The sequence below is a fragment of the Arthrobacter sp. 'calajunan' genome (assembly GCF_046940185.1).
In the GTDB taxonomy this organism is placed as follows: domain Bacteria; phylum Actinomycetota; class Actinomycetes; order Actinomycetales; family Micrococcaceae; genus Glutamicibacter; species Glutamicibacter soli.
Genome location: NZ_JBKZDY010000010.1, coordinates 91,308 through 113,415, shown reverse-complemented (window position 1 = coordinate 113,415; position 22,108 = coordinate 91,308). Strand labels below are relative to the sequence as shown.

The following is a 22,108-nucleotide window of genomic DNA, read 5'->3' as shown; positions in this document are numbered from 1 at the left end:
ACGCGTCGGTTTACCACGCGCTGGTGCGTCCGGGCGATACCGTGCTGGGCTTGAACCTGGCCCACGGCGGGCATTTGACCCACGGCATGAAGATCAACTTCTCCGGCCGCCTGTTCAACATCGTCCCATACGGCGTGGACGAGGAGACGAACCTGGTGGACATGGACGAGGTCGAGCGCCTGGCCATCGAGCACCAGCCGAAGATGATCGTGGCCGGCTGGTCGGCCTACCCTCGCCAGCTGGACTTCGTCCGCTTCCGCGAAATCGCGGACAAGGTCGGTGCGTACCTGTTCGTGGACATGGCGCACTTCGCCGGCCTGGTCGCGACCGGGCTGCACCCGTCGCCGGTGCCGCATGCGCATGTGGTCACCTCGACCACGCACAAGACCCTGGCAGGCCCTCGCGGCGGCATCATCCTGTCGAACGATGCGGAGATCGCCAAGAAGCTGAACTCGGCGGTGTTCCCTGGCCAGCAGGGCGGCCCGCTGGAGCATGTGATCGCGGGCAAGGCGGTGGCGTTCAAGATCGCCGCGTCGCCGGAGTTCAAGGAGCGCCAGCAGCGCACCCTGGCCGGTTCGCGGATTTTGGCGCAGCGGTTGACCCAGGCCGATGTGGCCGCCAAGGGCATCAGCGTGTTGACCGGCGGCACGGATGTGCACCTGGTGCTGGTGGACCTGCGCCACAGCGAGCTGGATGGGCAGCAGGCCGAGGATCTGCTGGCGCAGGTGGAGATCACGGTGAACCGCAATGCGGTGCCGTTTGACCCGCGTCCGCCGATGACTACCAGCGGGTTGCGGATCGGCACCCCGGCGTTGGCGACCCGCGGGTTCTCCGAGGAGGCGTTTGCCGAGGTCGCGGAGATCATCGCGCAGACCCTGATTGCCGGGGCCGAAGGCAACACCGGGGTGTTGCCGGAGTTGAAGGCCCGGGTTCTGGAGCTGGCCGCAGCCCACCCACTGTACCCAAACCTGAAAAAGATCGGAGAATAGCCATGGCTGATTTGCTGCCTGAGCACCCGGAATTCCTCTGGGCCAACCCGGAGCCGAAGAAGTCCTATGATGTCGTCATCGTTGGCGGCGGCGGCCACGGCCTGGCCACCGCCTACTACCTGGCCAAGAACCACGGCATCACCAACGTCGCCGTCCTGGAAAAGGGCTGGCTGGCCGGCGGGAACATGGCCCGCAATACCACCATCATCCGCTCGAACTACCTTTGGGACGAATCGGCGGGCATCTACGAGAAGTCGCTGAAGCTGTGGGAGCAGCTGCCCGAGGAGCTGGACTACGACTTCCTGTTCTCCCAGCGCGGCGTGCTGAACCTCGCCCACACCCTGGGCGACGTGCGCGAATCGGTGCGACGCGTGGAAGCCAACAAGTTCAACGGAGTCGACGCCGAATGGCTCACCCCGGAGCAGGTCAAGGAAGTCTGCCCGATCATCAACATCGGTGACGACATCCGCTACCCGGTCATGGGCGCCACCTACCAGCCGCGCGCCGGCATCGCCAAGCACGACCACGTGGCCTGGGCCTTCGCCCGCAAGGCCAACGAAATGGGCGTGGACATCATCCAGAACTGCGAAGTCACCGGCTTCCTGAAGGACGGCGAGAAGGTCACCGGCGTGAAGACCACGCGCGGCACCATCCACGCCGGCAAGGTCGCCCTGGCCGGTGCCGGGCACTCCTCGGTGCTGGCGGAACTGGCGGGCTTCGAACTGCCCATCCAGTCCCACCCGCTGCAGGCCCTGGTCTCCGAGCTGTTCGAACCGGTCCACCCGACGGTGGTCATGTCCAACCACATCCACGTCTACGTCTCCCAGGCCCACAAGGGCGAACTGGTCATGGGCGCGGGCATCGACAGCTACAACGGCTACGGCCAGCGCGGCGCGTTCCACGTGATCGAGGAACAGATGGCCGCCGCGGTGGAGCTGTTCCCGATCTTCGCCCGGGCGCACGTGCTGCGCACCTGGGGCGGCATCGTGGACACCACCATGGACGCCTCGCCAATCATTTCCAAGACGCCGATCCAGAACCTCTACGTCAACTGCGGCTGGGGTACCGGCGGCTTCAAGGGAACCCCGGGCGCCGGTTTCACCCTGGCGCACACCATTGCCAACGACGAGGCCCACGCGTTGAACGCACCGTTCAGCCTGGAACGTTTTGAAACCGGCCACCTGATCGACGAACACGGCGCAGCAGCCGTGGCCCACTAGGAGCAGCCACCATGATGCTGATTGAATGCCCGAACTGCGGGCCGCGCAACGAAACCGAATTCTCCTACGGCGGCCAGGCCCATGTGGCCTACCCCGAGGACCCGAACGCCCTGAGCGACAAGGAATGGTCCCGCTACCTGTTCTACCGCGAGAACTCCAAGGGGATCTTCGCCGAACGCTGGGTCCACTCCGGCGGGTGCCGCAAGTGGTTCAACGCCCTGCGAGATACCGCAACCTATGAATTCAAGGCCGTCTACCGGGCCGGGGAACCGCGTCCGGAACTGAACACCCAGGGAGGATCCCGATGAGCCAGAACACGTCCTACCGGCTGCCGGCCGAGCAGTCCCCGGCCGCCCGGATCGACCGCGGAGAAGCCCTGGTCCTGACGGTCGACGGAAAGCAGCTGGAAGCCTTCCGTGGCGACACCGTAGCCAGCGCCATGCTCGCCAACGGCCAGCGCGCCTGCGGCAACTCGATGTACCTGGACCGCCCGCGCGGTATCTTCTCCGCCGGCGTCGAGGAGCCCAACGCCCTGGTGACCGTGGAGGCCCGCCACGAGCAGGACATCAACGAGTCGATGCTCGCCGCCACCACCGTTCCGGTGACCGCCAACCTGAGCGCCACGCTGCTGCGCGGCCTGGGCGTGCTGGACCCGAGCACCGATCCGGCCTACTACGACCACGTGCACGTGCACACCGATGTGCTGGTGGTAGGCGCCGGCCCTGCCGGCCTGGCCGCCGCCCGCGAGGCGTCCCGCTCCGGGGCCCGTGTGCTGCTGCTGGATGAGCGCGCCGAAGCCGGAGGCTCGCTGCGCGATGCCGCCGGCGAGCAGATCGACGGCCAGGATGCCGCAGCGTGGATCGATGCGACCGTCGCCGAGCTGGCAGCGGCCGAGGAAACCACCCACCTGCAGCGCACCACAGTGCTCGGCTCCTACGACGCGAACTACGTGGTCGCCGTGCAGCGTCGCACCGTGCACCTGGATAGGCCTTCCGGCGCCGGCGTCTCGCGTGAACGCATCTGGCACATCCGCGCCAACCAGGTGGTGCTGGCCACCGGCGCCCACGAGCGCCCGATCGTGTTCGAGAACAACGACCGCCCGGGCATCATGCTCGCCGGCGCCGTGCGCAGCTACCTGAACCGCTACGGCGTGCGCGCCGGGGCGCAGATCGTCGTGGCTACCACCAACGACTCCGCCTACCCGCTGGTTGCGGACCTCGCCGCCAGCGGTGGAGTAGTCGCCGTCATCGATGCCCGTACCACGGTGTCCGCCGCGGCGGCGGAAGCAGTGGGCGCCGGGGTTCGTGTCATCACTGGCTCCGTCGTCGTGGACACCGAAGCCAACGAGTCAGGCGAACTGTCGGCAGTGATCGTCGCCGAGCTGGGCGAGGACCGCGACCTGGGCGAGCCGCAGCGCTTCGAGGCCGACGTGCTGGCAGTGGCCGGCGGCTTCAACCCGGTGGTGCACCTGCACTCACAGCGCCAGGGCAAGCTGGTGTGGGACACCTCGATCCACGCCTTCGTCCCTGACGCGGCAGTGGCCAACCAGCACCTGGCCGGCGCGCTGACCGGCCTGTTCGACACCGCCAGCGCGCTGTCCACCGGCGCCGCGGTGGGGGCCGCGGCGGCCACCGCCGCGGGCTTCGAGCGCATCGCCCAGGTGCCGCAGGCGCTGCCGGTGCCGGCCGGGGAAACCCGCCCGGTTTGGCTGGTGCCCTCGCTGAACGGCGACCAGGCAACGAACTACACCACCCACTTCGTCGACCTGCAGCGCGACCAGACCGTCTCCGACGTGCTGCGTGCCACCGGCGCAGGCCTGGAATCGGTGGAGCATATCAAGCGGTACACCTCGATCTCCACCGCCAATGACCAAGGCAAGACCTCTGGCGTCGCGGCCATCGGCGTGATCGCCGCGGTGCTGGGCATCGAGAACCCGGCCGAGATCGGCACCACCACCTTCCGCGCCCCGTACACCCCGGTCGCCTTCGCCGCCCTGGCCGGCCGGACCCGCGGTGAGCTGCTGGACCCGGCGCGCATCACCCCGATGCACTCCTGGCACCTGGCGCAGGGCGCGAAGTTCGAGGACGTGGGCCAGTGGAAGCGCGCCTGGTACTTCCCGCAGGACGGGGAAGACATGGACGCGGCGGTCTACCGCGAATGCGCAGCGGTGCGCGAGTCGGTGGGCATGCTCGACGCCACCACTCTGGGCAAGATCGAGATCCGCGGCGCGGATGCAGCCGAGTTCCTGAACCGCATCTACACCAACGGCTACACCAAGCTGAAGGTCGGCATGGCCCGCTACGGCGTGATGTGCAAGGCCGACGGCATGGTCTTCGACGACGGCGTGACCCTGCGCCTGGCCGAGGACCGCTTCCTGATGCACACCACCACCGGCGGCGCCGCCGGCGTGCTGGACTGGCTGGAGGAATGGCTGCAGACCGAATGGCCGGAGCTGGATGTCACCTGCACCTCGGTGACCGAGCAGCTGGCCACCGTGGCGGTGGTCGGTCCGCGGTCGCGCGATGTGGTGGCCAAGCTGGTGACCGGGCTGGACGTCTCCAACGACGCGTTCAAGTTCATGTCCTTCCAGGACGTGACCCTGGATTCGGGCATCGAGGCGCGCATCAGCCGCATCTCCTTCTCCGGCGAACTGGCCTACGAGATCGCGATCCCGTCCTGGCACGGCCTGCGCGTCTGGGAAGACGTGTACGCCGCCGGGCAGGAATTCAACATCACGCCGTACGGCACCGAAACCATGCACGTGCTGCGCGCCGAAAAGGGATTCATCATCGTCGGCCAGGACACCGACGGCACGGTGACCCCGCAGGACGCCGGCATGGAATGGGTGGTCTCCAAGTTCAAGGACTTCGTGGGCAAGCGCTCCTTCTCGCGGGAAGACAATCTGCGCGAGGATCGCAAGCACCTGGTCTCCGTGCTGCCGGTGGACACCGCGCTGCGGCTGGCCGAGGGCGCCGCTCTGGTCGCCGACGGCGCGGTGGAAACCGAGGGCTGCACCCCGATGGAAGGCTGGGTCACCAGCTCCTACAACTCGCCGGCGCTGGGCCGCACCTTCGGCCTGGCACTGATTAAGAACGGGCGCAGCCGCATCGGCGAAGTGCTCAAGACCCCGGTCAACGGCCAGCTGGTCGATGTCCTCGTCTCCGATCTCGTACTTTTCGACCCGGAAGGGAGCCGCCGCGATGGCTAGCAACACCCTGATTGAATCAACCTCCGTGCGCCGTTCCCCGGCCGAGCACCTGGCCGAAGCCATGGCCCAGGGCTCCACCGCCGGCACGGTCCAGCTGCGGGAAATCGCCTTCGCCACCCAGGTCGGCGTGCGCGCGGTGCCTGGCAGCGGCGGATTCGCCGCGCTGGCAGAAGCCGTCGGCACCGGGCTGCCTCAGCAGGTCGGGGAGGTCGCAGGCTCCGTGGAGGGCACCGCGGTGCTCTGGCTCGGACCGGACGAGTTCCTGGCCATCGCGCCGGAAGGCGCGGAACTTGCCGCAGAGCTGGTTGCGGCGCTGGGGGACGAGCCCGGCCAGGTGGTCGACCTGTCGGCCAACCGCAGTGTGCTTGAACTGTCCGGACCGGCCGCGCCGCTGGTGCTGCGCAAGAGCTGCCCGGCGGACCTGCACCCGCGCGCCTTCGGCGTCAACCGCGCCATCACCACCACGCTGGCGAACATCCCGGTGCTGCTGTGGCGCACCGGCGAGCAGTCCTGGTACATCCTGCCGCGCGCCTCGTTCACCGAGCACACCGTGCACTGGCTGATCGACGCGATGAGCGAATTCGCCTCGGAGCCGGTCGCCTAGCGCGGCGTAGTCCTCCATTCCGGGCGCTGGCTGGTTTGCGGCCCGACCGGTTCCCGCCACGTCCAGTGCCGGGAACCGGTCGGTGGCGACCGGCGCCGGCGTTGCTCAGCCGGGATGGGCTGCGCCTCGCCGCCGCATTGGGAGGTCCGGCGGCGGAGCGTTGAGCGGTCCCTGCCCGGCGGGTTGATGGTTCCCGCCGGGCACCGGGGCTTCACCGGTTCAGCCCGCCGAGGGGGAGTAGCCTGGGAGCACCCCGGGCGAAGAAACCAGACACAAACTTTTTCGCGGAGCACGCCCCGAGTGCGTGTTCCGCCCCAGACACCTGAATGGAAGTGGATCATGAGCGAACAGGTTCGGCACGTCTTGACCCTTCAGTGCCCTGAAGGCATCGGCATCGTGCACGCGGTGACCGGTTTCCTGGTCCGGCACCAGCGCACCATCGTGGAGCTCAAGCAGTACGACGACATGAGCGCCGGACGCCTGTTCCTGCGCGTGGATTTCGCCGGCGACTCCGCCCCGGATCTGTTGGACGCCCTGCGCAGCGAGTTCTCCGAGGTCGCCGCGAAATTCGACATGGACTGGCAGCTGCGCGAGCGCGGCCAGAAGACCAAGGTGCTGATCATGGTCTCCAAGTTCGAGCACTGCCTGCAGGACCTGCTTTTCCGCATGCACTCGGGGGACCTGCCCATCGAGGTGGTCGGGGTTGCTTCCAACCACCCGGACCACCGCTCGCTGGTGGAATGGTACGGAATCGGCTTCCACCACATCCCGATCAGCAAGGACACCAAGCCGCGGGCCGAGGCCGCGCTGCTTGAACTGATCGATCAGACCGGCGCCGAGCTGGTGGTGCTGGCCCGCTACATGCAGGTGCTCTCCGACCACTTGGCCAGCGAGCTGACCGGAAAGACCATCAACATCCACCATTCGTTCCTGCCATCCTTCAAGGGCGCCAAGCCTTACCACCAGGCGTGGGAACGCGGCGTGAAAACGGTGGGCGCCACCGCGCACTACGTGAATTCGGAACTCGACGAGGGCCCGATCATCGCCCAGCAGGTGGTGGAGGTGGACCACACCTACGGCCCGCAGGACCTGGTGGCCGCCGGCCGCGACTCGGAATGCAAGGCGCTGTCCAACGCGGTGCGCTGGCACTGCGAAGGGCGCGTGTTCCTCTACGGCAACCGCACCGTGGTGCTGCGCTAGCATCCGGGTCGCAGGAGGCCAGCCGTTGCCCGTAGGCTTAATGGCAAACCTCCACATAAGCGAAGGACGGCTCATGGCCAGCAAGAAGCGTCAAGGCAAAAAGAACTCCGGCGCAGGAAACCCTGCCAAGGCGGCCCAGCGCGGCCGCAGCGTGCACAAGATCCAGGCCGAGCTGTCGGTTGACGCGCTGCGCGGCCAGTACGTCGCCTGGGTCGCCGCCCAGGTTCCTGCCTTCTCCCCGGCGGACGCAGCCCAGGCCGCGGAGATCCAGTTGGACGTCATCCGCACCATCGGCGGGGAGTACGCCGAAACCGCGCGCAGCTCCAACCTGTTCGACCTGGACCCGGAGCTCTTCGGCCAGGCCCTGGCCGACTTCCTGGTCAACCTGCCGGACAACGTGGCGCCCGAGCCGATCTTCTCCACCTGGCTGGACTTCTTCAGCTTCGCCGAGGACACCAGCCTGTGGCAGGGCGGCGCGGAGAATCTCGAGGAAGTGCGCGAGATGCTGGAAGACGCCCTGGACGGCTTCGCTGAAGGCGATGCGGAAATCTGCGCCCTGCTGCGCGCCACCCCGCTCTTCGACGCCGTGAAGAACTTCGCGGTGGCCATCGGCGACGGCATCGCGACCAACGACTTCACCGATTCCGCCAGCTCCTCGCGGGCCCAGGTCTTCGAGGCCATGGGCATCGACGCGCAGTCCGTGGAAGCCGACGCCCCGGCCCCGCTGCGCTTCAACTACATCTGGAACGCGGCGATGATGTCCGTGGTGACCACCACCGAAACCAGCATCGTGCGCGACGAGGAAGCCTTCGCCGAATTCCTGGACGGCGAGCAGGCCGACAGCGCCCAGCTGCTCTTCGAGATGGCCGTCGCCTGCGTGCAGGCGCACCTGAACCCGACCATGGACACCAGCCTGCGCGACGAAGCCCACTACCTGGTGGTGCGCAACCTGCTGGTCACCGCGTCCACCGGACGCGACGGGGACCTGGAAGGCCTGCGCCGCAATGTCGGCGCGAAGATCTACGACTCGGTGCTGCCAGAGGCCACCGAGGCAATGGCCTCGCTGGCAGGTTTCGGCCTGCTGCAGCGCGACGGGGAAACCTACAGCATCGACGAACGCCTGGTCCCGGTGGTCTCCGCCGGCATCAGCGAGGTGGAAGCCTTCTTCGAGGAAGCCGTCTAGTCATCCCCGCGTGAAAACGCAATCGCGATGAGCCTGCGCAGCACCGACTCGTCGACGTCATCCAGCTTCTTCACGTAGACGCAGCCTGCTCCCTCGGTATACGTGCCGAGTTCCGGGAGCAGCGCTGCGCCTGCGGGCAGGTCCTTGAGCCCGTAGATGGACAGCGCCGTTTTGCGCGGCGAGAATCCGGTTTTGGGCCAGATGCCGGTGGTGCGCGCATTGGCGGGGGAGACATACCGGTACTGGCCGTAGCCCACGATCGACGGCCCCCACATCACCGGGTCGGCCCCGGTGGTTTCGGCGAAGATCCGGGCCAGCTGCTCGCCGTCGGTCCGGCGTTTGGCCGGGGTGGCGGCGGCGAGGAACTCCTCGACGCTGGCATCGGTGGGCTGGGTCTTGGGTGCACTGGCCATGGCGGGCTCCTGGTTCTAGCTGGCTTCGGCGGCCGGCGTCGGCTCGTCCGAAAGGAAGATGGCGGACAGCTTGCGGTACTGCCCGGTGGTCATGGCCAGCAGCGCGGCCAGGATCATGACCAGGCCGCCGACCAGGAAGATCAGCGCGATCCCGCGCGCCTGCCCCTGCCCGACCAGCCAGCCGAAGGCGGCGTCGCCCTCGGCGCTTTTCATGAACGGGATGATCAGGTACTGGGCCAGCGGGGCGACCAGGAATGCGGTGATCGGGGCCGCGGAAGCCTCCATCATCTGGGCGAAGCCGAACACGCGGCCCTGCCGCCGGAACGGCACGACCTTCTGGATCACTGTCTGCTCGGCCGCCTCGCAGGCAGGAATCAGGCACATGTACAGCCAGATGCCCGCGATATACAGCCATACCCATTCGCGCACCGTGAAGACCGCGCCCAGGAAGCCCATGCAGGCGACCAGGATCAGCAGCGTGCGGATCGGATTCCTGCCCAAGCCGAACTTCGCCACCAGCGCGCCGCCGACGATGAAGCCGGTCGAGGCCAGACCGAAGGTGATGCCCCAGGCCTCCACCGACATCACGGTCAGCCCGTAGGGATCCATCAGCGCCATGTAGATGCCGCCGATCAGGTTGTTGAACATCGAGAAGATGATCAGCGCCAGTAGCCCCGGGATCGCCATCACCGTGGTGAAGCCCAGCCGCAGGTGCGCGGTCTTCCCGCCCGAAACCTCGGGGTCGGCCTGCGGCTTGTCCTCAGGGATGGAGATGGTGACCAGATGCAGCATCGTCAGCACCACCAGCGCGATGGAGATGACCAGCGTCCAGCCCATGCCCAGCAGGCCGATCGACAGCCCGGAGAACACGCTGGTGACGATGAACGCCAGCCCCTGCACGGTGCCGACCAGGCCGTTGGCGTTCGCGTGCCGTTCCACCGGGATCAGCAGCGTCACCGTGGTGGACAACGCGATGCCCCGCATCTGCTCCACGATGGCGCCGAGCAGGATCACGATGCAGAACAGCCAGAATTCCCAGCCGCCGATGTCCAGGATTCGCTCGGTGGGCAGCCACAGGTAGAGCAGCCCCGCCAGCGTGAACATCACCGCGGTCACGGCGGCGGAAAAGACGAATACGATTTTCTTGCGGTGCTGGTCCACGATGGTGCCGAAAACCATGGAGAACAGCGCAATCAGCAGCATGAAGGCGCCGCCGATGATGCCGGTGGCCATGACGTTCTCGGTTTCCAGGTACACCCAGAAGGTCAGCGCGAACCACAGGTAGCTCGTGGTCAGGTTGGCCACGGCGGTATTGATCAGGATATGCAGGAATGAGCGCATTCCATGCTCCGGAACCTGCGGGTTCGAATCATGAACATCGCTTCCCTGCGGGATCTCGCTCATGTCGATTCCTCGGGTCGGTGCAGCGTATATCGGTAGTGAAAAGGATACGGACACCCACCCACAGAGTCAGCAGGCGCTGCGCGAATCCCTGCCTGCTCCAACGGTTGCCGCAACCTGTCTGATCCTGTGCTGACCTGTACGGCAGGAAGCGGCAGTTGGCCGCTGTCGGCGAATTCAGACGCGAAAAAAATTCTTCTGCATGCCGCCGGAGGCAGGACCTAGAATTGCAGGCGGGGCGTGGCGCATCTAAGCCTGCCCCGTGGACATCCACCGGCCACCTGAAGGAGCCAGCCAATGATTTTCGGTAAAAAGGGCGACGACGCGGTCCTCGCCAAGCTCGCCTCGGCACCGGAACCCTACCGCGGGATCGCCGAACGCCTTCACGCCATCATCCGCGAGACCGCGCCCGGCCTGGAGCCCGTCGTCCGCTGGGGCCTGCCGTTCTATGTCAAGGACGGCAAGGACGTCTGCTACATCAAGCCGGACAAGGACTACCTGGTCTTCGGCTTCGGCGAGGTAGCGAACCCCGCCTTCGAACAGGGCGCACACATGCACCCAGTAGCCTGGACGCTCACCTCGCTGGACGATGCCACGGAGCAGCGCATCCGGGAGTTGGTGGCCAAGGCGGCCGGCTAGCTCCGACCCCGATGGCGGGAAGCGTCGGTGGACAGGCACAGGGTCCGCCGCTGCTTGGCTGGACACGGGCCGCGCGTTAGGGTGTGGAATGTGACGCCGGACACCACGGCGCCGCTGCCGCCCATCCGCTGAAGACCCAGGGAGTACACGCATGAAGGCCTATGCCAAGGGCGAGAACGAACCAGCGCTGCTCGATAAGAGCATCGGCGCGACGCTTCAGGACACCGCTTCCCGCATCGGGGCGCGCGAGGCGCTTGTCGACGCCGCCGCCGGCCGGCGCTGGACCTGGGCGGAACTGGACGCCGACGTCAACCGCCTGGCCAAGGGGCTGCTCGCCGCCGGGCTGCACGCGGGGGACCGGCTGGGCATCTGGGCGCCGAACTGCGCCGAATGGGTGCTCACCCAGTTCGCCACCGCCAAGCTCGGCGTCATCCTGGTCAACGTCAACCCGGCCTACCGCACCCACGAATACGCCTATGCCGTGAACCACAGCCGGATGCGCATGCTCATCACGCTCACTCAGTTCAAGACCAGCGACTACCGGGGCATGGTGCAGGCCACCGCGGCCGACACCCCGAGCCTCGAGCGCGTGGTCTACCTGGACACCGGGGACTGGGACGAGCTGCTGGCGCAGGGAGAATCCGTAACGGACCAGGCGCTCGCCGAGCGGCTGGCAGCCACCTCACCGGGGGACGCCATCAACATCCAGTACACCTCCGGCACCACCGGCTACCCCAAGGGTGCGGTGCTCAGCCACCACAACATCCTGAACAACGGCTACCAGGTCACGGGCATGATCGACCTGACCGAAGAAGACCGGCTGTGCATTCCGGTGCCCTTCTACCACTGCTTCGGCATGGTCATGGGAAACCTGGGCTGCGTGGCCCGAGGCACCGCCATGGTCATTCCGGCGCCCGGCTTCGACCCGGAAGCCACCTTGAGGGTGGTCGCCGAGGAGCAGTGCACGGGCCTGTACGGGGTACCCACCATGTTCATCGCCATGCAGAACCATCCGAACTTCGCCGACTACGACCTCTCGCTGCTGCGCACCGGCATCATGGCCGGATCCATCTGCCCGGTTCAGGTCATGCGCCGTTGCGTGGAAGACATGGGCATGAGCGCGGTGTCCATCGCCTACGGCATGACCGAGACCAGCCCCGTCTCCTGCCAGACGCGCAGCGACGACGACTTCGAGCACCGCACCAGCACCATCGGCCGCGTCCATCCGCACGTGGAAATCAAGGTCATCGATCCGGTGAGCGGCGAGACTCTGGAACGCGGCGAAACCGGGGAATACTGCACCCGCGGCTACTCCGTGATGCTCGGCTACTGGGACGACGATGAGAAAACCCGCGCCGCCATCGACGCCGAGGGCTGGATGCACACCGGGGACCTGGCGGTCATGCGCGAGGATGGCTACTGCACCATCGTCGGGCGCATCAAGGACATGGTCATCCGCGGCGGGGAGAACATCTACCCGGCGGAGATCGAGGAATTTCTCTACAAGCACCCGGACATCGAGGACGTCTCGGTCATCGGAGTGCCGGACCCGAAATTCGGCGAGGCCATCTGCGCCTGCATCCGGATGAAAACCGGGCGCGAACCGTTGGATGTCGAGCAGCTTCGCGCCTACTGCGAAGGGCATCTGGCGCACTACAAGATCCCCGCCTACGTGCGCATCCTGGAGGAATTCCCGACCACCGTGACCGGCAAGATCCGCAAGAACCAGTTGCGCGAGGACGCCGCGCAGCAGCTTCGTCTTTCCTAGGCGCGCAAAGCTGCGGATTCCCGGTGCACCGCACGGCGAGTCCTGTACGAACTCGTAGGTGATGGGATAGGTTTTAGCTGGGGTCCCACAGCTGAATATTTTGCCTATTTCCGAAAGATAGTTATGCACAAGCATTTCGGTCGCCTCGTGGGTATCGCAGTCATCGTCATCGTCGTGCTGGCAGCGCTGCTGCTCTGGTGGGTGCTGAGCGCCAGCGGGACGACTCCGCAGATGTGGCACCCGGTCAAGGTGCAGCTCGGCGGCATCTGGTCCACGTTCTACAGCACCCAGTTGCCCGACCTGTCGATCCTCATTGGCGCGGTGCTCATCGCCCTGGTCCTCATCCTGTTCGTCGTGGGCGGCGAACGCGTGGTCACCCTGCGCTACCGCCGCACCCCGATCCAGAAGTCCTCCCGGCCGCTGGCGCCCAAGCGCATCATGGACCGCACCCGCGGCGTGTACGCCGGGCCGGTTACCGTCACCGTGCTGATTCCCGCGCACAATGAGGAAGCCTCGCTGGGGCACACCATCAACGCGCTGAAGCAGCAGAGCTTCCTGCCCGCCCGGATCCTGGTGGTCGCGGACAACTGCACCGACGGCACCGTGGACGTCGCCCGAGCGCACGGCGTCGACGTGTTCGAATCCGTGGACAACAAGCACAAGAAAGGTGGCGCGCTGAACCAGGCGCTGGCGCAGATCCTGCCCGGCATGGGCGACAACGACTGCGTCATGGTCATGGATGCCGACAGCCAGATCGGCACCGACTTCCTGGCCACCGCCCGCGACCGCTTCACCGCCGACCGCGCGCTGATGTCCGTGGGCGGGCTGTTCCACGGCGAAGAGGGCCACGGGGTGCTGGGCCAGTTCCAGCGCAACGAATACGCCCGCTACCAGCGCGAGATCGCCCGCCGCGACGGCCGCGTTTTCGTGCTCACCGGGACCGCCTCGGTCTTCCGCGCCACCGCGCTGCGCGAGGTGGCCGCCGCCCGCGGCACCACGATCCCGGGCAAGCATGGCGAGGTCTACGACACCGCGGCGCTGACCGAGGACAACGAGCTGACCATCGCGCTGAAGTCCCTGGGCGCGCTGATCACCTCCCCGAACGAGTGCACCGTGGTCACCGAGCTGATGCCCAACTGGAAGATGCTCTGGGCGCAGCGCCTGCGCTGGCAGCGCGGGGCGCTGGAGAACCTGGGCGCCTACGGAGTCACCCCGCAGACCGTGCGCTACTGGTCGCAGCAGATCGGCATCGGCTACGGGGTCATCGCCCTGTTCAGCTACTTCTTCCTGATGGTGCTGATGCTTGTTTCCATGGACACCTGGGTGTGGTTCCCGTTCTGGATGCTGCTCGGCCTGGTCTTCGCGGTTGAACGCGTGGTCACCGCCTGGAGCGGCGGCTGGAAGGCCCGGCTCCTGGCGGCGCTGGTGCTGCCGGAGCTGGTCTACGACGCCTTCCTGGATCTGGCGTTCCTCAAGGGCGTTTGGGACATCGCATTTGCCAAGAGCGCCGACTGGAAGCACGTCGAGCACGCACCGGCCCGAAAGGAAGCCTAGTCATGATGGAATTAGCGATGTATGTCCCGCGAGGCATACTGCTTCCCGAGTCGGTGCTCTACGCGCAGTGGTTCAGTGTGCTGGCGTCGTTCGTCGCGATCAACACGGTGATCTACCTGATCCTGGGCATCACCAAGATCCTGCCGCCGATCCGCTTCGGCGGCTCCAGGGGGCGCGAGCGGCGCTCAGAAACCCGGAGTATCGATCCCGACGCGCCGGTTTAAATCGCGCATGGCATCTGCAAGCTCCGCGGCGGGCAGGCCCCGGCTGTAGTAGAACCCCTGGGCGTAGCTGAAGCCCAGCCGGTCGACCAGCTCGATGTGCTCCGGGGTCTCGATGCCCTCGGCCAGGGTCCGGGCCCCGGTCTCCCGGGCGGCCTCCAGCAGGTTGGCGACCATGCCGCGTACCTCGGCGGAGGACTCGTAGTTGATGATCATGCTGCGATCCAGCTTCACGATGTCGGGATGCAGGCATTCGATGCGCTCGCGGTTCGCGTAGGCGACGCCCGCGTCGTCGATCAGCAGCAGGCACCCGAGGGTATCGGCGTACTGCCGGGCGCGGCCGGAGCTGCAGGGCTCGGATTCCTCATTCAGCTCCAGCCCCCAAACCAACCGCCCATCAAGCTTCATCGCGGAAGCGGCGAAGGCCTCGATGGTCGGGCCCGAGGCATTGAGCGTGACCAGGTACTCGTCTGGCAGCTGGCGGCTGGCGTCGAGGATTCCCTGGATGGCCTCCAGCTCCAGCTCGACGATCCGGCCCTCGGCGCGGGCTTCGCTGAAATGCTCTTGAGGGCCGCGGCCGTCGTCGAATCGGGTCAGTGCCTCGAAACCCAGTAGAGTTTTGTTTCGAAGATCAATGAGGGGCTGGAAAACGAACTTCACTATTTGCCTAACGGGTGAGGGACCGTACGTTGCGTCTGGCCAAGGTCAGCCGGAGCTTACGCCCGAAGCAGATTTTACACATCCGGCCGATCCGATGCGGTCCGTTTTTGAACAATTTGTAGACAATGGGGTGGCGGGGCTTGGAAAAACAGGTAGAGAGCCGAAGTCAGGCGGGTATTTCATGGCGCTCCAGGCTGCTTCCTGCGCGAGTCCGCGCCATCACCAGTATGGAGATCGCGGTGACCGGCATCGTCGCCTGCTTCCTGTCCGTCTTCTACGGCCTGAACCTGTTCAGGACCTTCCCGTCGGAAGCGCTGCAGCTGGTGGCCGTAGGGCGGTTTGCCGGGGCCCTGGGTGTCGTGACGCTGGTGGTGATCCTGCGCGACGCGTTCCCGCTGTGGCTCGCCTACCTCGGCGCCTTGGCGGAACTGACGGCCTTCGTCTACTTTGTGGGCTTCACCGTCGACCACGAGCAGTTCGTCTTCCGGCTCCAGGAATTCCCGCTGATCGCGCTGTACATGGCGTGGCTCTTCCCTTCGGCGATCTCCCGGATGACCATTTATCCCATCCTCGTCTTCACCCTCACCTATTCGCTGCTGTTCGGCCCGGCGGTGGGCACCGAGCACCAGAACGGCCTGCTTAACGTCCTGAGCCTGGTGTTCTTCACCGTGGTCGGCATGTTTGTCGGCAGCTTCGTGAAACGCAAATTCAAGCAGCAGACGGAAATCGACGTGCTCACCGGCGCCTACAACCGCCGGGCGCTGGGCCGGATGGGCGATGCCGCCCTGGCCCAGGGGCGCCGGCAGAACCAGCCGGTCAGCGTCGCGTTGGTGGACATGGACGGCTTCAAGCAGATCAACGACCAGTTCGGCCACGCGGCCGGCGACGAGGTGCTGCGCGGGCTGGTCCGGCACTTGAAGCGCGCGACCCGCAAGAACGATGTGATCACCCGGCTGGGCGGCGACGAATTCGTGCTCCTGCTGCCCCAGACCGGATACGACCAGGCCCAGCAGCTCATGGAACGCGTCCACGAATCCTCCGAGCACAGCTGGAGTTTTGGGGTGGCCACCGCGGAACCGGACGATAACCTGAGCATGGTCATCCTGCGTGCGGACCGCGCCATGTATATCTCCAAGCGCGAGCGGGCGGAGCAGCGCGACTAATCCAGGTTGCCGCTGAGCCGGTCGCGGAACCTGGCGCTGGGCTCGTTCAGCCCGCGGACCTCGACGCTCTTGCCGTAGCCGGCGTACTTGGCGGCTACGGAATCCAGCGCGGCCACGGTCGAGGCGTCCCACACGTGCGAGGCGCTTAGGTCGATCACTACCTGCTGCGGATCCTGCGCGTAGTCGAACTGCGTGTACAGGTCGTTGGACGAGGCGAAAAACAGTTCGCCGGTCACCGTATAGATTGCGGTGTCCCCGTCCACCCTGCGGTCGACCGTCACGAAATGCGCCACTCGGTTGGCAAACAGCACCATCGCCGTGAGGATGCCGGCGCCTACCCCGATGGCCAGGTTGCTGGTCGCCACGGTCAGCACCACGGTGACGAGCATGACGAAGGTTTCGCTCTTGGGCATCATCCGCAGCGTGGAAGGCCGTATGCTGTGCCAGTTGAAAGTCGCGGCGGAGACCACTACCATCACCGCGACGAGCGCGGCCATGGGGATCTGCGCCACCACGTCGCCGAACGCCACGGCCAGCACCAGCATGAACACGCCCGCGAACAGCGTGGAAATGCGCGTGCGCCCGCCGGAAACCTTCACCCCGATCATGGTCTGGCCGATCATCGCACAGCCGCAGATCCCGCCGAAGAAGCCGGTCACCACGTTGGCGGCCCCCTGCGCCCAGGACTCGCGCGTCTTGTTCGACGGCGTGTCGGTGATGTCGTCGACAAGCTTCGCCGTCAGCAGCGACTCCAGCAGGCCGACGAACGCCACCGCCACCGCGAACGGCGCGATGATCCGCAGGGTTTCCATGTCGATCGGGACAGTGGGCAGCGTGAAGACCGGCAGCGACTCGGGCAGTTCGCCCTGGTCGCCCACCGTGGGCACCGTGATCTTCGCGAACACTGTCACCGCCGTGAGCACCGCAATGGCGATCAGCGGCGCCGGAACCGCGTTGGTCAGCTTCGGGAACAGGTACACGATCGCGATCCCGACTGCCACCAGTGGATACACGGCCCACGGCACATCGACCAGCTCGGGCATCTGTGCCAGGAAGATCGAGATGGCCAGGCCGTTCACGAAGCCGATCATCACCTGCCGCGGTATGAACCGCAGCAGCTTGGCCACGCCCAGCGCGGCCAGCAGGATCTGGATGATTCCGGCCAGGATCACGGCCGGGAACAGGTACTCCACGCCGTGGGTCCGCACCAATGGAGCGACCACCAAGGCCACCGCTCCAGCCGCCGCGGTAATCATTGCCGGCCGTCCGCCGGTGAAGGCGATGACAACTGACATGGTGAACGAGGCGAAAATGCCGACCCGCGGATCCACCCCGGCGATCACGGTGAACGCGATGACCTCCGGAATCAGCGCCAGCGAGACCACCAGCCCGGCGAGCAGCTCGGTTTTCAGCAATCGGGGAGACTTGAGGGTTCGCCACACCGACTGCCGTTCTAAGGGGGTCAATGCCGCCGTTGCCATGGTGGACCTGTTCTTTGGCTCGCCGAATTCCGTACCTATGTATTCTAGTTGCCCGGCAGGTTCCAGCACTGCGCTTGGCTGTTAGATTACTGCCATGGCCATATTGAAGGATCCCACCAAACGCACCATCAATATCTGTGAAGCCGCGGGGAAGCAGCGGTACCGCACTAACGCGATCGCGCTCAAGGCCGCGCTGAGGCATTCCACGGTAGCTGGCAAGCAGCTGGGCACCTACGCATGCGAACAGTGCAAAGGCTGGCATATCGAAGGCCAGGGCGGTTAAAGAAAAGTTCCCGTTGGGAGGAAATCCAACGGGAACTTCACGATCATCACTCGCACCTTTATGAGGTACTTCAATTCTAGGAATGCACCCTGTGCCGGAGCTTTGGAATTCCGAGCCGCTAGCTAAGCATTTCTGCGGTGTCCACGCAGCTGGCCGGACGTTAAACTCAAAACCCCCACCGAAATCATTTCGTTGGAGGGTTCTCGATCATCACTCGCACCTTTTGAGTTACCTTCACTGCACTTCCGGTTCCTATGCCGGGCCTGGACACCATCTGGAGAATGCCGGCGCATCGGTGATGCGGCGCTCGAAGGTTTCTTAAAAATACTGGCTCCGTTGCCGTGCGCAACGGAGCCAGACTTACATCATCACTCGCACCTTTGAGGAAGGTAACTTCCATTTTAGGGAGCAAGGCTATGCCTCGGCTTTGCCCGAGCCCGGCGCAGGCAAAGAGTCTGCATCAGCCATGGGACGCAGGAAAGTGAAAACTCCCGCCGGCTGAAGCCGGCGGGAGTTTACGATCATCACTCGCACCTCAAGGAGGTGTCTACGACATTACTGCCCGACTCTGTGCAGAAGCTTGGCTCAGCCTCCACGTTGTCAAAAGACGCGTGGTCAGATGGTGGGTAGACTACCAAGCATGGCGCAGAAGGCAACAGGAAAACTCACCCACACGGTGGCGCTGCGTGTTGTCCAAACCATCGCCCCGCGCGTCGACTACCCGCTGAACATCATGGACGAGCGCGGGATCATCATCGCTTCGTCCGACCCTAAACGGTTGGGGAACCCGCATCCGGACGCGCTCAGGGCCCTGTCGGAGAACCGCACAATTGTCACCGCCCAGGCCGACCCGGTGTCCGGGCAGCTGCCGGGCGTCAACGTGCCACTTTATGCGGACGGCGTCGTGCAGGGTGTCGTGGGGGTGACAGGGGCACCGCAGGAGGTTGCGTCGCTGGCCCAGCTGATTTCGCTGACCGTGCAGCTGCTGCTTACCCAGCACGAGGAGCATGTCCGAAGCACGGTGCGCGCCACCCAGATTAGTGACATGCTCTCCGGACTTGTGTCGGGATCCGCGAGCGACGAAGCCTTGGCTGAGCAGCTCGAGCAGCTGGGCTTGAGCGCGCCATGGTCGCTGAGCCTGCTGCTCGACGAGGACGGGCCTGAGCAGTACGAAGCAGCATTGACGATTAACAATGCCCGATGGGTGCTGTCCTCCGGTCCAATCGAGGATCCTGCTTCTGCCCGCGCGATCCTCGGGCCCCCTCGGACACAGCCCAGCGACCTTCTGGTCGACGCCGAGAACCTGCGGACCCTGGGCGCGGTGCCCGCGCTGGTTCCGGCTGCCGGACTTCGCGAGCTCTGGAACGAGGACATGGCGCTGTCGGCGGCCAGAGCACCGGAAGCGTACTGCCGTTCGCTGGCCCGGCGCACGGCCCAGATCAGTGAGGAGCATGCGTTCACGCTGCTGGCGCTGGCCGCCAGTTCGACGCAGTCCGAAGCCATCGCAAGGCTCACGGTCCACCGCAATACGCTGATCCAACGAATGGACCGGATCAAGCAGGTCACCGGCAGCGACCCGCGGGTTCCCGGCGAGCTGATGGCCTTGCTCAACTCCATCTACGCCCGGGTCCGGCTGGGCGAAATGCACATATTCCAGTATTCGAAGCAGCTGAAGTATGGGCTTCGGCCTATAGGACTTGTGGAGGAATCTCCATAGGGTTAATGCATGACCTCAACACCGAACTCTTCGCCGGCCACTGGGTTGCAAATCGCCGTGGTGCCGGATTCCTTCAAAGGCAGCGCTCGCGCCAGCGAGGTCGCCGAAGCCATCAGGACCGGATTCCTCGCAGGTGCCGGCAGCCTGGGCCGTGAAATCTCCGTGACCGCGGTGCCCTTCGCCGACGGAGGCGAGGGAACCCTGGAAGCGCTGATCGACGCGTGGGGCACCGAACCGGTTCCGGTGCAAACCGCTGATGCCTTAGGCAGACCGGTGCAATCACGGCTGGGGCTGTCTGCCGACGGGAAGATCGCGGTGGTCGAAGCAGCCGAAGCAGCCGGCCTGCCGCAGGTCGCCGATGCGCCGCGCCAGCCGCTGTCGGCCACCACCTACGGGCTCGGCGCGCTGGTATCCAAGGCGCTGGACCTCGGGGCCGAGCAAATCATCCTCTGCCTGGGCGGCTCCGCGACCACCGACGGCGGCACCGGTTTGCTTTCCGCTCTGGGCGCCAAGTTCCTCGACGCCGACGGCAACCAGCTGCAATCGGGAGGCGGCCCGTTGAACGAGCTGCACAGCATCGATGTCAGCGGGCTGGATCCGCGCGCCGCCGGGGTAGTGTGGCAGATCGCTTGCGATGTCACCAACCCGCTATTGGGCGAGAACGGCGCCGCAGCGATCTTCGGGCCGCAAAAGGGTGCTTCCCTGAAGGATGTCGCAACCCTCGACGCCGGGCTGGGCCGGCTGGCCGATGTGCTGGAAACCGCCACCGGCCGGGTGCTGCGCGACCGAGAAGGCATGGGCGCCGCCGGAGGCCTGGCCTTCAGCCTGGGCAGCTACTTCGCGGTCGACCTGGTCCCCGGGTGGGAGCTGGTCGCCCGGGTGCTGGACGCCCACCGCATCATGGGCGGCGCGGATCTGGTCATCACCGGCGAGGGCCGGCTGGACTCGCAGTCCCTGCAGGGCAAGGTGGTATCCGGGGTACTGCAGGCCGCCGGGGGAGACGTTATCGTGATCGCCGGATCGGTCAGCCTGGAAGACCAGGTTTTGGCCGACGCCGGAATCCTCGCGGCCTACTCGATCGCTCCGGGCCCGGCGAGTTTGGCCGAGCTGTCCGCCGACGCGCTGAAGCTGCTGGAGCGCACCGCGTTCAGCGTCGCACGGACCTACCTGCGCTGAAGCGCTCGCTGTCGCTTTGCGCAAAACCCTTGCCACCGTCGAGGACCGATGCCTAGCGTGGGAGGCAGCGCGGCAACCGCCGCGCCCTTCGTCGGAGAAAGGGCCAGCATGGCAACCGTGAAAGTCGGAGAAGAGAACACCACCGATATCGAGCTGTACTACGAGGACCACGGCTCCGGGCAGCCGGTGGTGCTGATCCACGGCTACCCGCTGGACGGATCCTCCTGGGAGCTGCAGACCGCGACGCTGCTCGGCGCCGGCTACCGCGTCATCACCTACGACCGCCGCGGCTTCGGCAAGAGCTCCAAGGCGGCCGTCGGCTACGACTACGACACCTTCGCCGCCGACCTGCACACGCTGCTGGAAACGCTTGACGTGAAGGACGCAGTGCTGGTGGGCTTCTCCATGGGCACCGGCGAGGTAGCCCGCTACCTTTCCACCTACGGCTCGGCCCGCGTCGCGAAGGCCGCCTTCCTCGGCTCGCTGGAACCGTTCATCCTGCAGACCGATGACAACCCCGAGGGTGTGCCGCAGGATGCGCTGGACCCGATGGCCGAGGCCGCCAAAACCGACCGCTACGCGTTCTTCAGCAGCTTCTTCGAGAACTTCTTCAACACCGAGACCTTCCTGGGCAACCGGCTGAGCGAAGAGGCGCTGGCCGCGAACAAGGCCTTGGCCTATGCCGCCTCGCCCTACGCCTCGGTCGCGGCCCAGTACACCTGGACCACCGACTTCCGCGCCGACATCCCGAAGATCGACGTGCCCGCGCTGATCGTGCACGGCACCGCCGACCGGATCCTGCCCGTGGACGTCACCGGCCGGCGCTTCGCCGAGGCGCTGCCCGCCGCCGAGTACCACGAGGTGGATGGCGCCCCGCACGGGCTGTTGTGGACCCACGCCAAGGAGGTCAACGACCTGCTGCTCGGCTTCCTCTCCCGCTAGCAGCAAGGCCCGCCGGGCCCGGGCACTGCGTGCGCCAATATGACGTCGTGCGACGGCTGGATGCTGCCGCGCACCGTCGCGATCTGGGCCCGGCGCGGGTTCCAAACTCCCAATATGACGCAGTTTTGCGGTGCGTTCCGCCGCGTGACGGGGCGGTTCCCTCAAGCTTCGGCGGCGTGCTTGAATCGGTGCACACCATCCAGAGCGGCTGAGAGACCTGGCTCCGCGACGCCGCAGCAAGCCTGCAATCCGCAGGGAGTGCTAACGCCAGGTTCGATGGAGCCCG

General features: G+C 66.0%; 20 protein-coding genes and 1 riboswitch. Of the genes, 16 read left to right on the top strand and 4 right to left on the bottom strand.

All coding sequences use genetic code 11. The annotated features are described in order from the left end of the window. The 7 genes from glyA to RF641_RS14945 all read left to right on the top strand — a co-directional run. A partial coding sequence (gene glyA, locus RF641_RS14975; protein ID WP_424573524.1) for a serine hydroxymethyltransferase occupies positions 1 to 989 on the top strand: 989 nt, incomplete at its 5' end. Positions 990 to 991: 2 nt separating this feature from the next. Next, positions 992 to 2,209: a sarcosine oxidase subunit beta family protein gene (locus RF641_RS14970; RefSeq protein ID WP_047120392.1), complete on the top strand. Its 1,218-nt coding sequence runs from the start codon at positions 992 to 994 to the stop codon at positions 2,207 to 2,209. Between the two features lie 11 nt (positions 2,210 to 2,220). Next, entirely contained in the window at positions 2,221 to 2,517 is a 297-nt protein-coding gene (locus tag RF641_RS14965; RefSeq protein WP_047120391.1) for a sarcosine oxidase subunit delta, read from the top strand. Next, a complete protein-coding gene (locus RF641_RS14960) occupies positions 2,514 to 5,417 on the top strand; it encodes a sarcosine oxidase subunit alpha (RefSeq protein WP_424573523.1) in 2,904 nt (967 codons plus the stop codon). The genes RF641_RS14965 and RF641_RS14960 overlap by 4 nt, the downstream gene beginning before the upstream one ends. Continuing rightward, on the top strand, positions 5,410 to 6,021 hold the full coding sequence (locus RF641_RS14955) for a sarcosine oxidase subunit gamma (RefSeq protein WP_047120389.1): 612 nt from the start codon (positions 5,410 to 5,412) through the stop codon (positions 6,019 to 6,021). Before RF641_RS14960 ends, RF641_RS14955 begins: the two co-directional genes overlap by 8 nt. A gap of 339 nt (positions 6,022 to 6,360) precedes the next feature. Next, the gene (purU, locus tag RF641_RS14950) at positions 6,361 to 7,221 is read left to right on the top strand and encodes a formyltetrahydrofolate deformylase (protein ID WP_047120388.1); all 861 of its coding nucleotides are present in this window, start codon (positions 6,361 to 6,363) and stop codon (positions 7,219 to 7,221) included. Between the two features lie 73 nt (positions 7,222 to 7,294). Further along, complete coding sequence (locus RF641_RS14945; protein ID WP_424573522.1) at positions 7,295 to 8,404, top strand: hypothetical protein; 1,110 nt, start codon at positions 7,295 to 7,297, stop codon at positions 8,402 to 8,404. Here RF641_RS14945 and RF641_RS14940 read toward each other — a convergent pair. Both RF641_RS14940 and RF641_RS14935 read right to left on the bottom strand, forming a co-directional pair. After that, positions 8,401 to 8,817 (bottom strand): DUF1801 domain-containing protein, encoded by a 417-nt coding sequence (locus RF641_RS14940; protein ID WP_113608117.1) that lies wholly within the window; start codon positions 8,815 to 8,817, stop codon positions 8,401 to 8,403. The two genes, RF641_RS14945 and RF641_RS14940, sit on opposite strands and share 4 nt — an antisense overlap. A gap of 15 nt (positions 8,818 to 8,832) precedes the next feature. Continuing rightward, positions 8,833 to 10,221 carry an MFS transporter gene (locus tag RF641_RS14935; RefSeq protein ID WP_424573521.1) on the bottom strand — a complete coding sequence of 463 codons (1,389 nt, stop codon included), beginning with the start codon at positions 10,219 to 10,221 and terminating at the stop codon, positions 8,833 to 8,835. A gap of 294 nt (positions 10,222 to 10,515) precedes the next feature. On the opposite strand from RF641_RS14935, the gene RF641_RS14930 reads away from it, so the two are divergent. The 4 genes from RF641_RS14930 (at position 10,516) to RF641_RS14915 (ending at position 14,403) form a co-directional block, all read left to right on the top strand. Beyond that, entirely contained in the window at positions 10,516 to 10,857 is a 342-nt protein-coding gene (locus tag RF641_RS14930) for a DUF1801 domain-containing protein (RefSeq protein WP_231735877.1), read from the top strand. Positions 10,858 to 11,008: 151 nt separating this feature from the next. After that, complete coding sequence (locus RF641_RS14925) at positions 11,009 to 12,625, top strand: AMP-binding protein (RefSeq protein WP_424573520.1); 1,617 nt, start codon at positions 11,009 to 11,011, stop codon at positions 12,623 to 12,625. A gap of 147 nt (positions 12,626 to 12,772) precedes the next feature. Next, positions 12,773 to 14,179, top strand: a complete 1,407-nt coding sequence (locus RF641_RS14920) for a glycosyltransferase family 2 protein (protein WP_424573519.1) — start codon at positions 12,773 to 12,775, stop codon at positions 14,177 to 14,179. Positions 14,180 to 14,181: 2 nt separating this feature from the next. Continuing rightward, positions 14,182 to 14,403: a hypothetical protein gene (locus RF641_RS14915; protein WP_231735878.1), complete on the top strand. Its 222-nt coding sequence runs from the start codon at positions 14,182 to 14,184 to the stop codon at positions 14,401 to 14,403. On the opposite strand, the gene RF641_RS14910 is transcribed toward RF641_RS14915, so the two are convergent. After that, a complete protein-coding gene (locus tag RF641_RS14910) occupies positions 14,365 to 15,060 on the bottom strand; it encodes an EAL domain-containing protein (RefSeq protein ID WP_047120382.1) in 696 nt (231 codons plus the stop codon). The two genes, RF641_RS14915 and RF641_RS14910, sit on opposite strands and share 39 nt — an antisense overlap. Positions 15,061 to 15,299: 239 nt before the next feature. Here RF641_RS14910 and RF641_RS14905 point away from each other — a divergent pair, with 239 nt between their 5' ends. Further along, positions 15,300 to 16,223 carry a GGDEF domain-containing protein gene (locus RF641_RS14905; RefSeq protein WP_424573518.1) on the top strand — a complete coding sequence of 308 codons (924 nt, stop codon included), beginning with the start codon at positions 15,300 to 15,302 and terminating at the stop codon, positions 16,221 to 16,223. Here RF641_RS14905 and RF641_RS14900 read toward each other — a convergent pair. Continuing rightward, complete coding sequence (locus RF641_RS14900) at positions 16,220 to 17,704, bottom strand: SulP family inorganic anion transporter (RefSeq protein WP_053799046.1); 1,485 nt, start codon at positions 17,702 to 17,704, stop codon at positions 16,220 to 16,222. The two genes, RF641_RS14905 and RF641_RS14900, sit on opposite strands and share 4 nt — an antisense overlap. Before the next feature lie 94 nt (positions 17,705 to 17,798). Here RF641_RS14900 and RF641_RS14895 point away from each other — a divergent pair, with 94 nt between their 5' ends. The 4 genes from RF641_RS14895 to RF641_RS14880 all read left to right on the top strand — a co-directional run bounded on the left by RF641_RS14895 (position 17,799) and on the right by RF641_RS14880 (position 21,822). Continuing rightward, a complete protein-coding gene (locus RF641_RS14895) occupies positions 17,799 to 17,987 on the top strand; it encodes a hypothetical protein (RefSeq protein ID WP_047120380.1) in 189 nt (62 codons plus the stop codon). A 640-nt stretch (positions 17,988 to 18,627) separates the two neighbouring features. Beyond that, the gene (locus tag RF641_RS14890) at positions 18,628 to 19,704 is read left to right on the top strand and encodes a sugar diacid recognition domain-containing protein (protein WP_424573517.1); all 1,077 of its coding nucleotides are present in this window, start codon (positions 18,628 to 18,630) and stop codon (positions 19,702 to 19,704) included. A 9-nt stretch (positions 19,705 to 19,713) separates the two neighbouring features. After that, on the top strand, positions 19,714 to 20,880 hold the full coding sequence (locus RF641_RS14885) for a glycerate kinase (protein WP_047120378.1): 1,167 nt from the start codon (positions 19,714 to 19,716) through the stop codon (positions 20,878 to 20,880). Between the two features lie 108 nt (positions 20,881 to 20,988). After that, the gene (locus RF641_RS14880) at positions 20,989 to 21,822 is read left to right on the top strand and encodes an alpha/beta fold hydrolase (RefSeq protein ID WP_047120377.1); all 834 of its coding nucleotides are present in this window, start codon (positions 20,989 to 20,991) and stop codon (positions 21,820 to 21,822) included. 192 nt (positions 21,823 to 22,014) lie between these two features. Next, positions 22,015 to 22,105, top strand: a riboswitch (SAM riboswitch). The last annotated feature ends 3 nt before the right edge of the window (positions 22,106 to 22,108 follow it).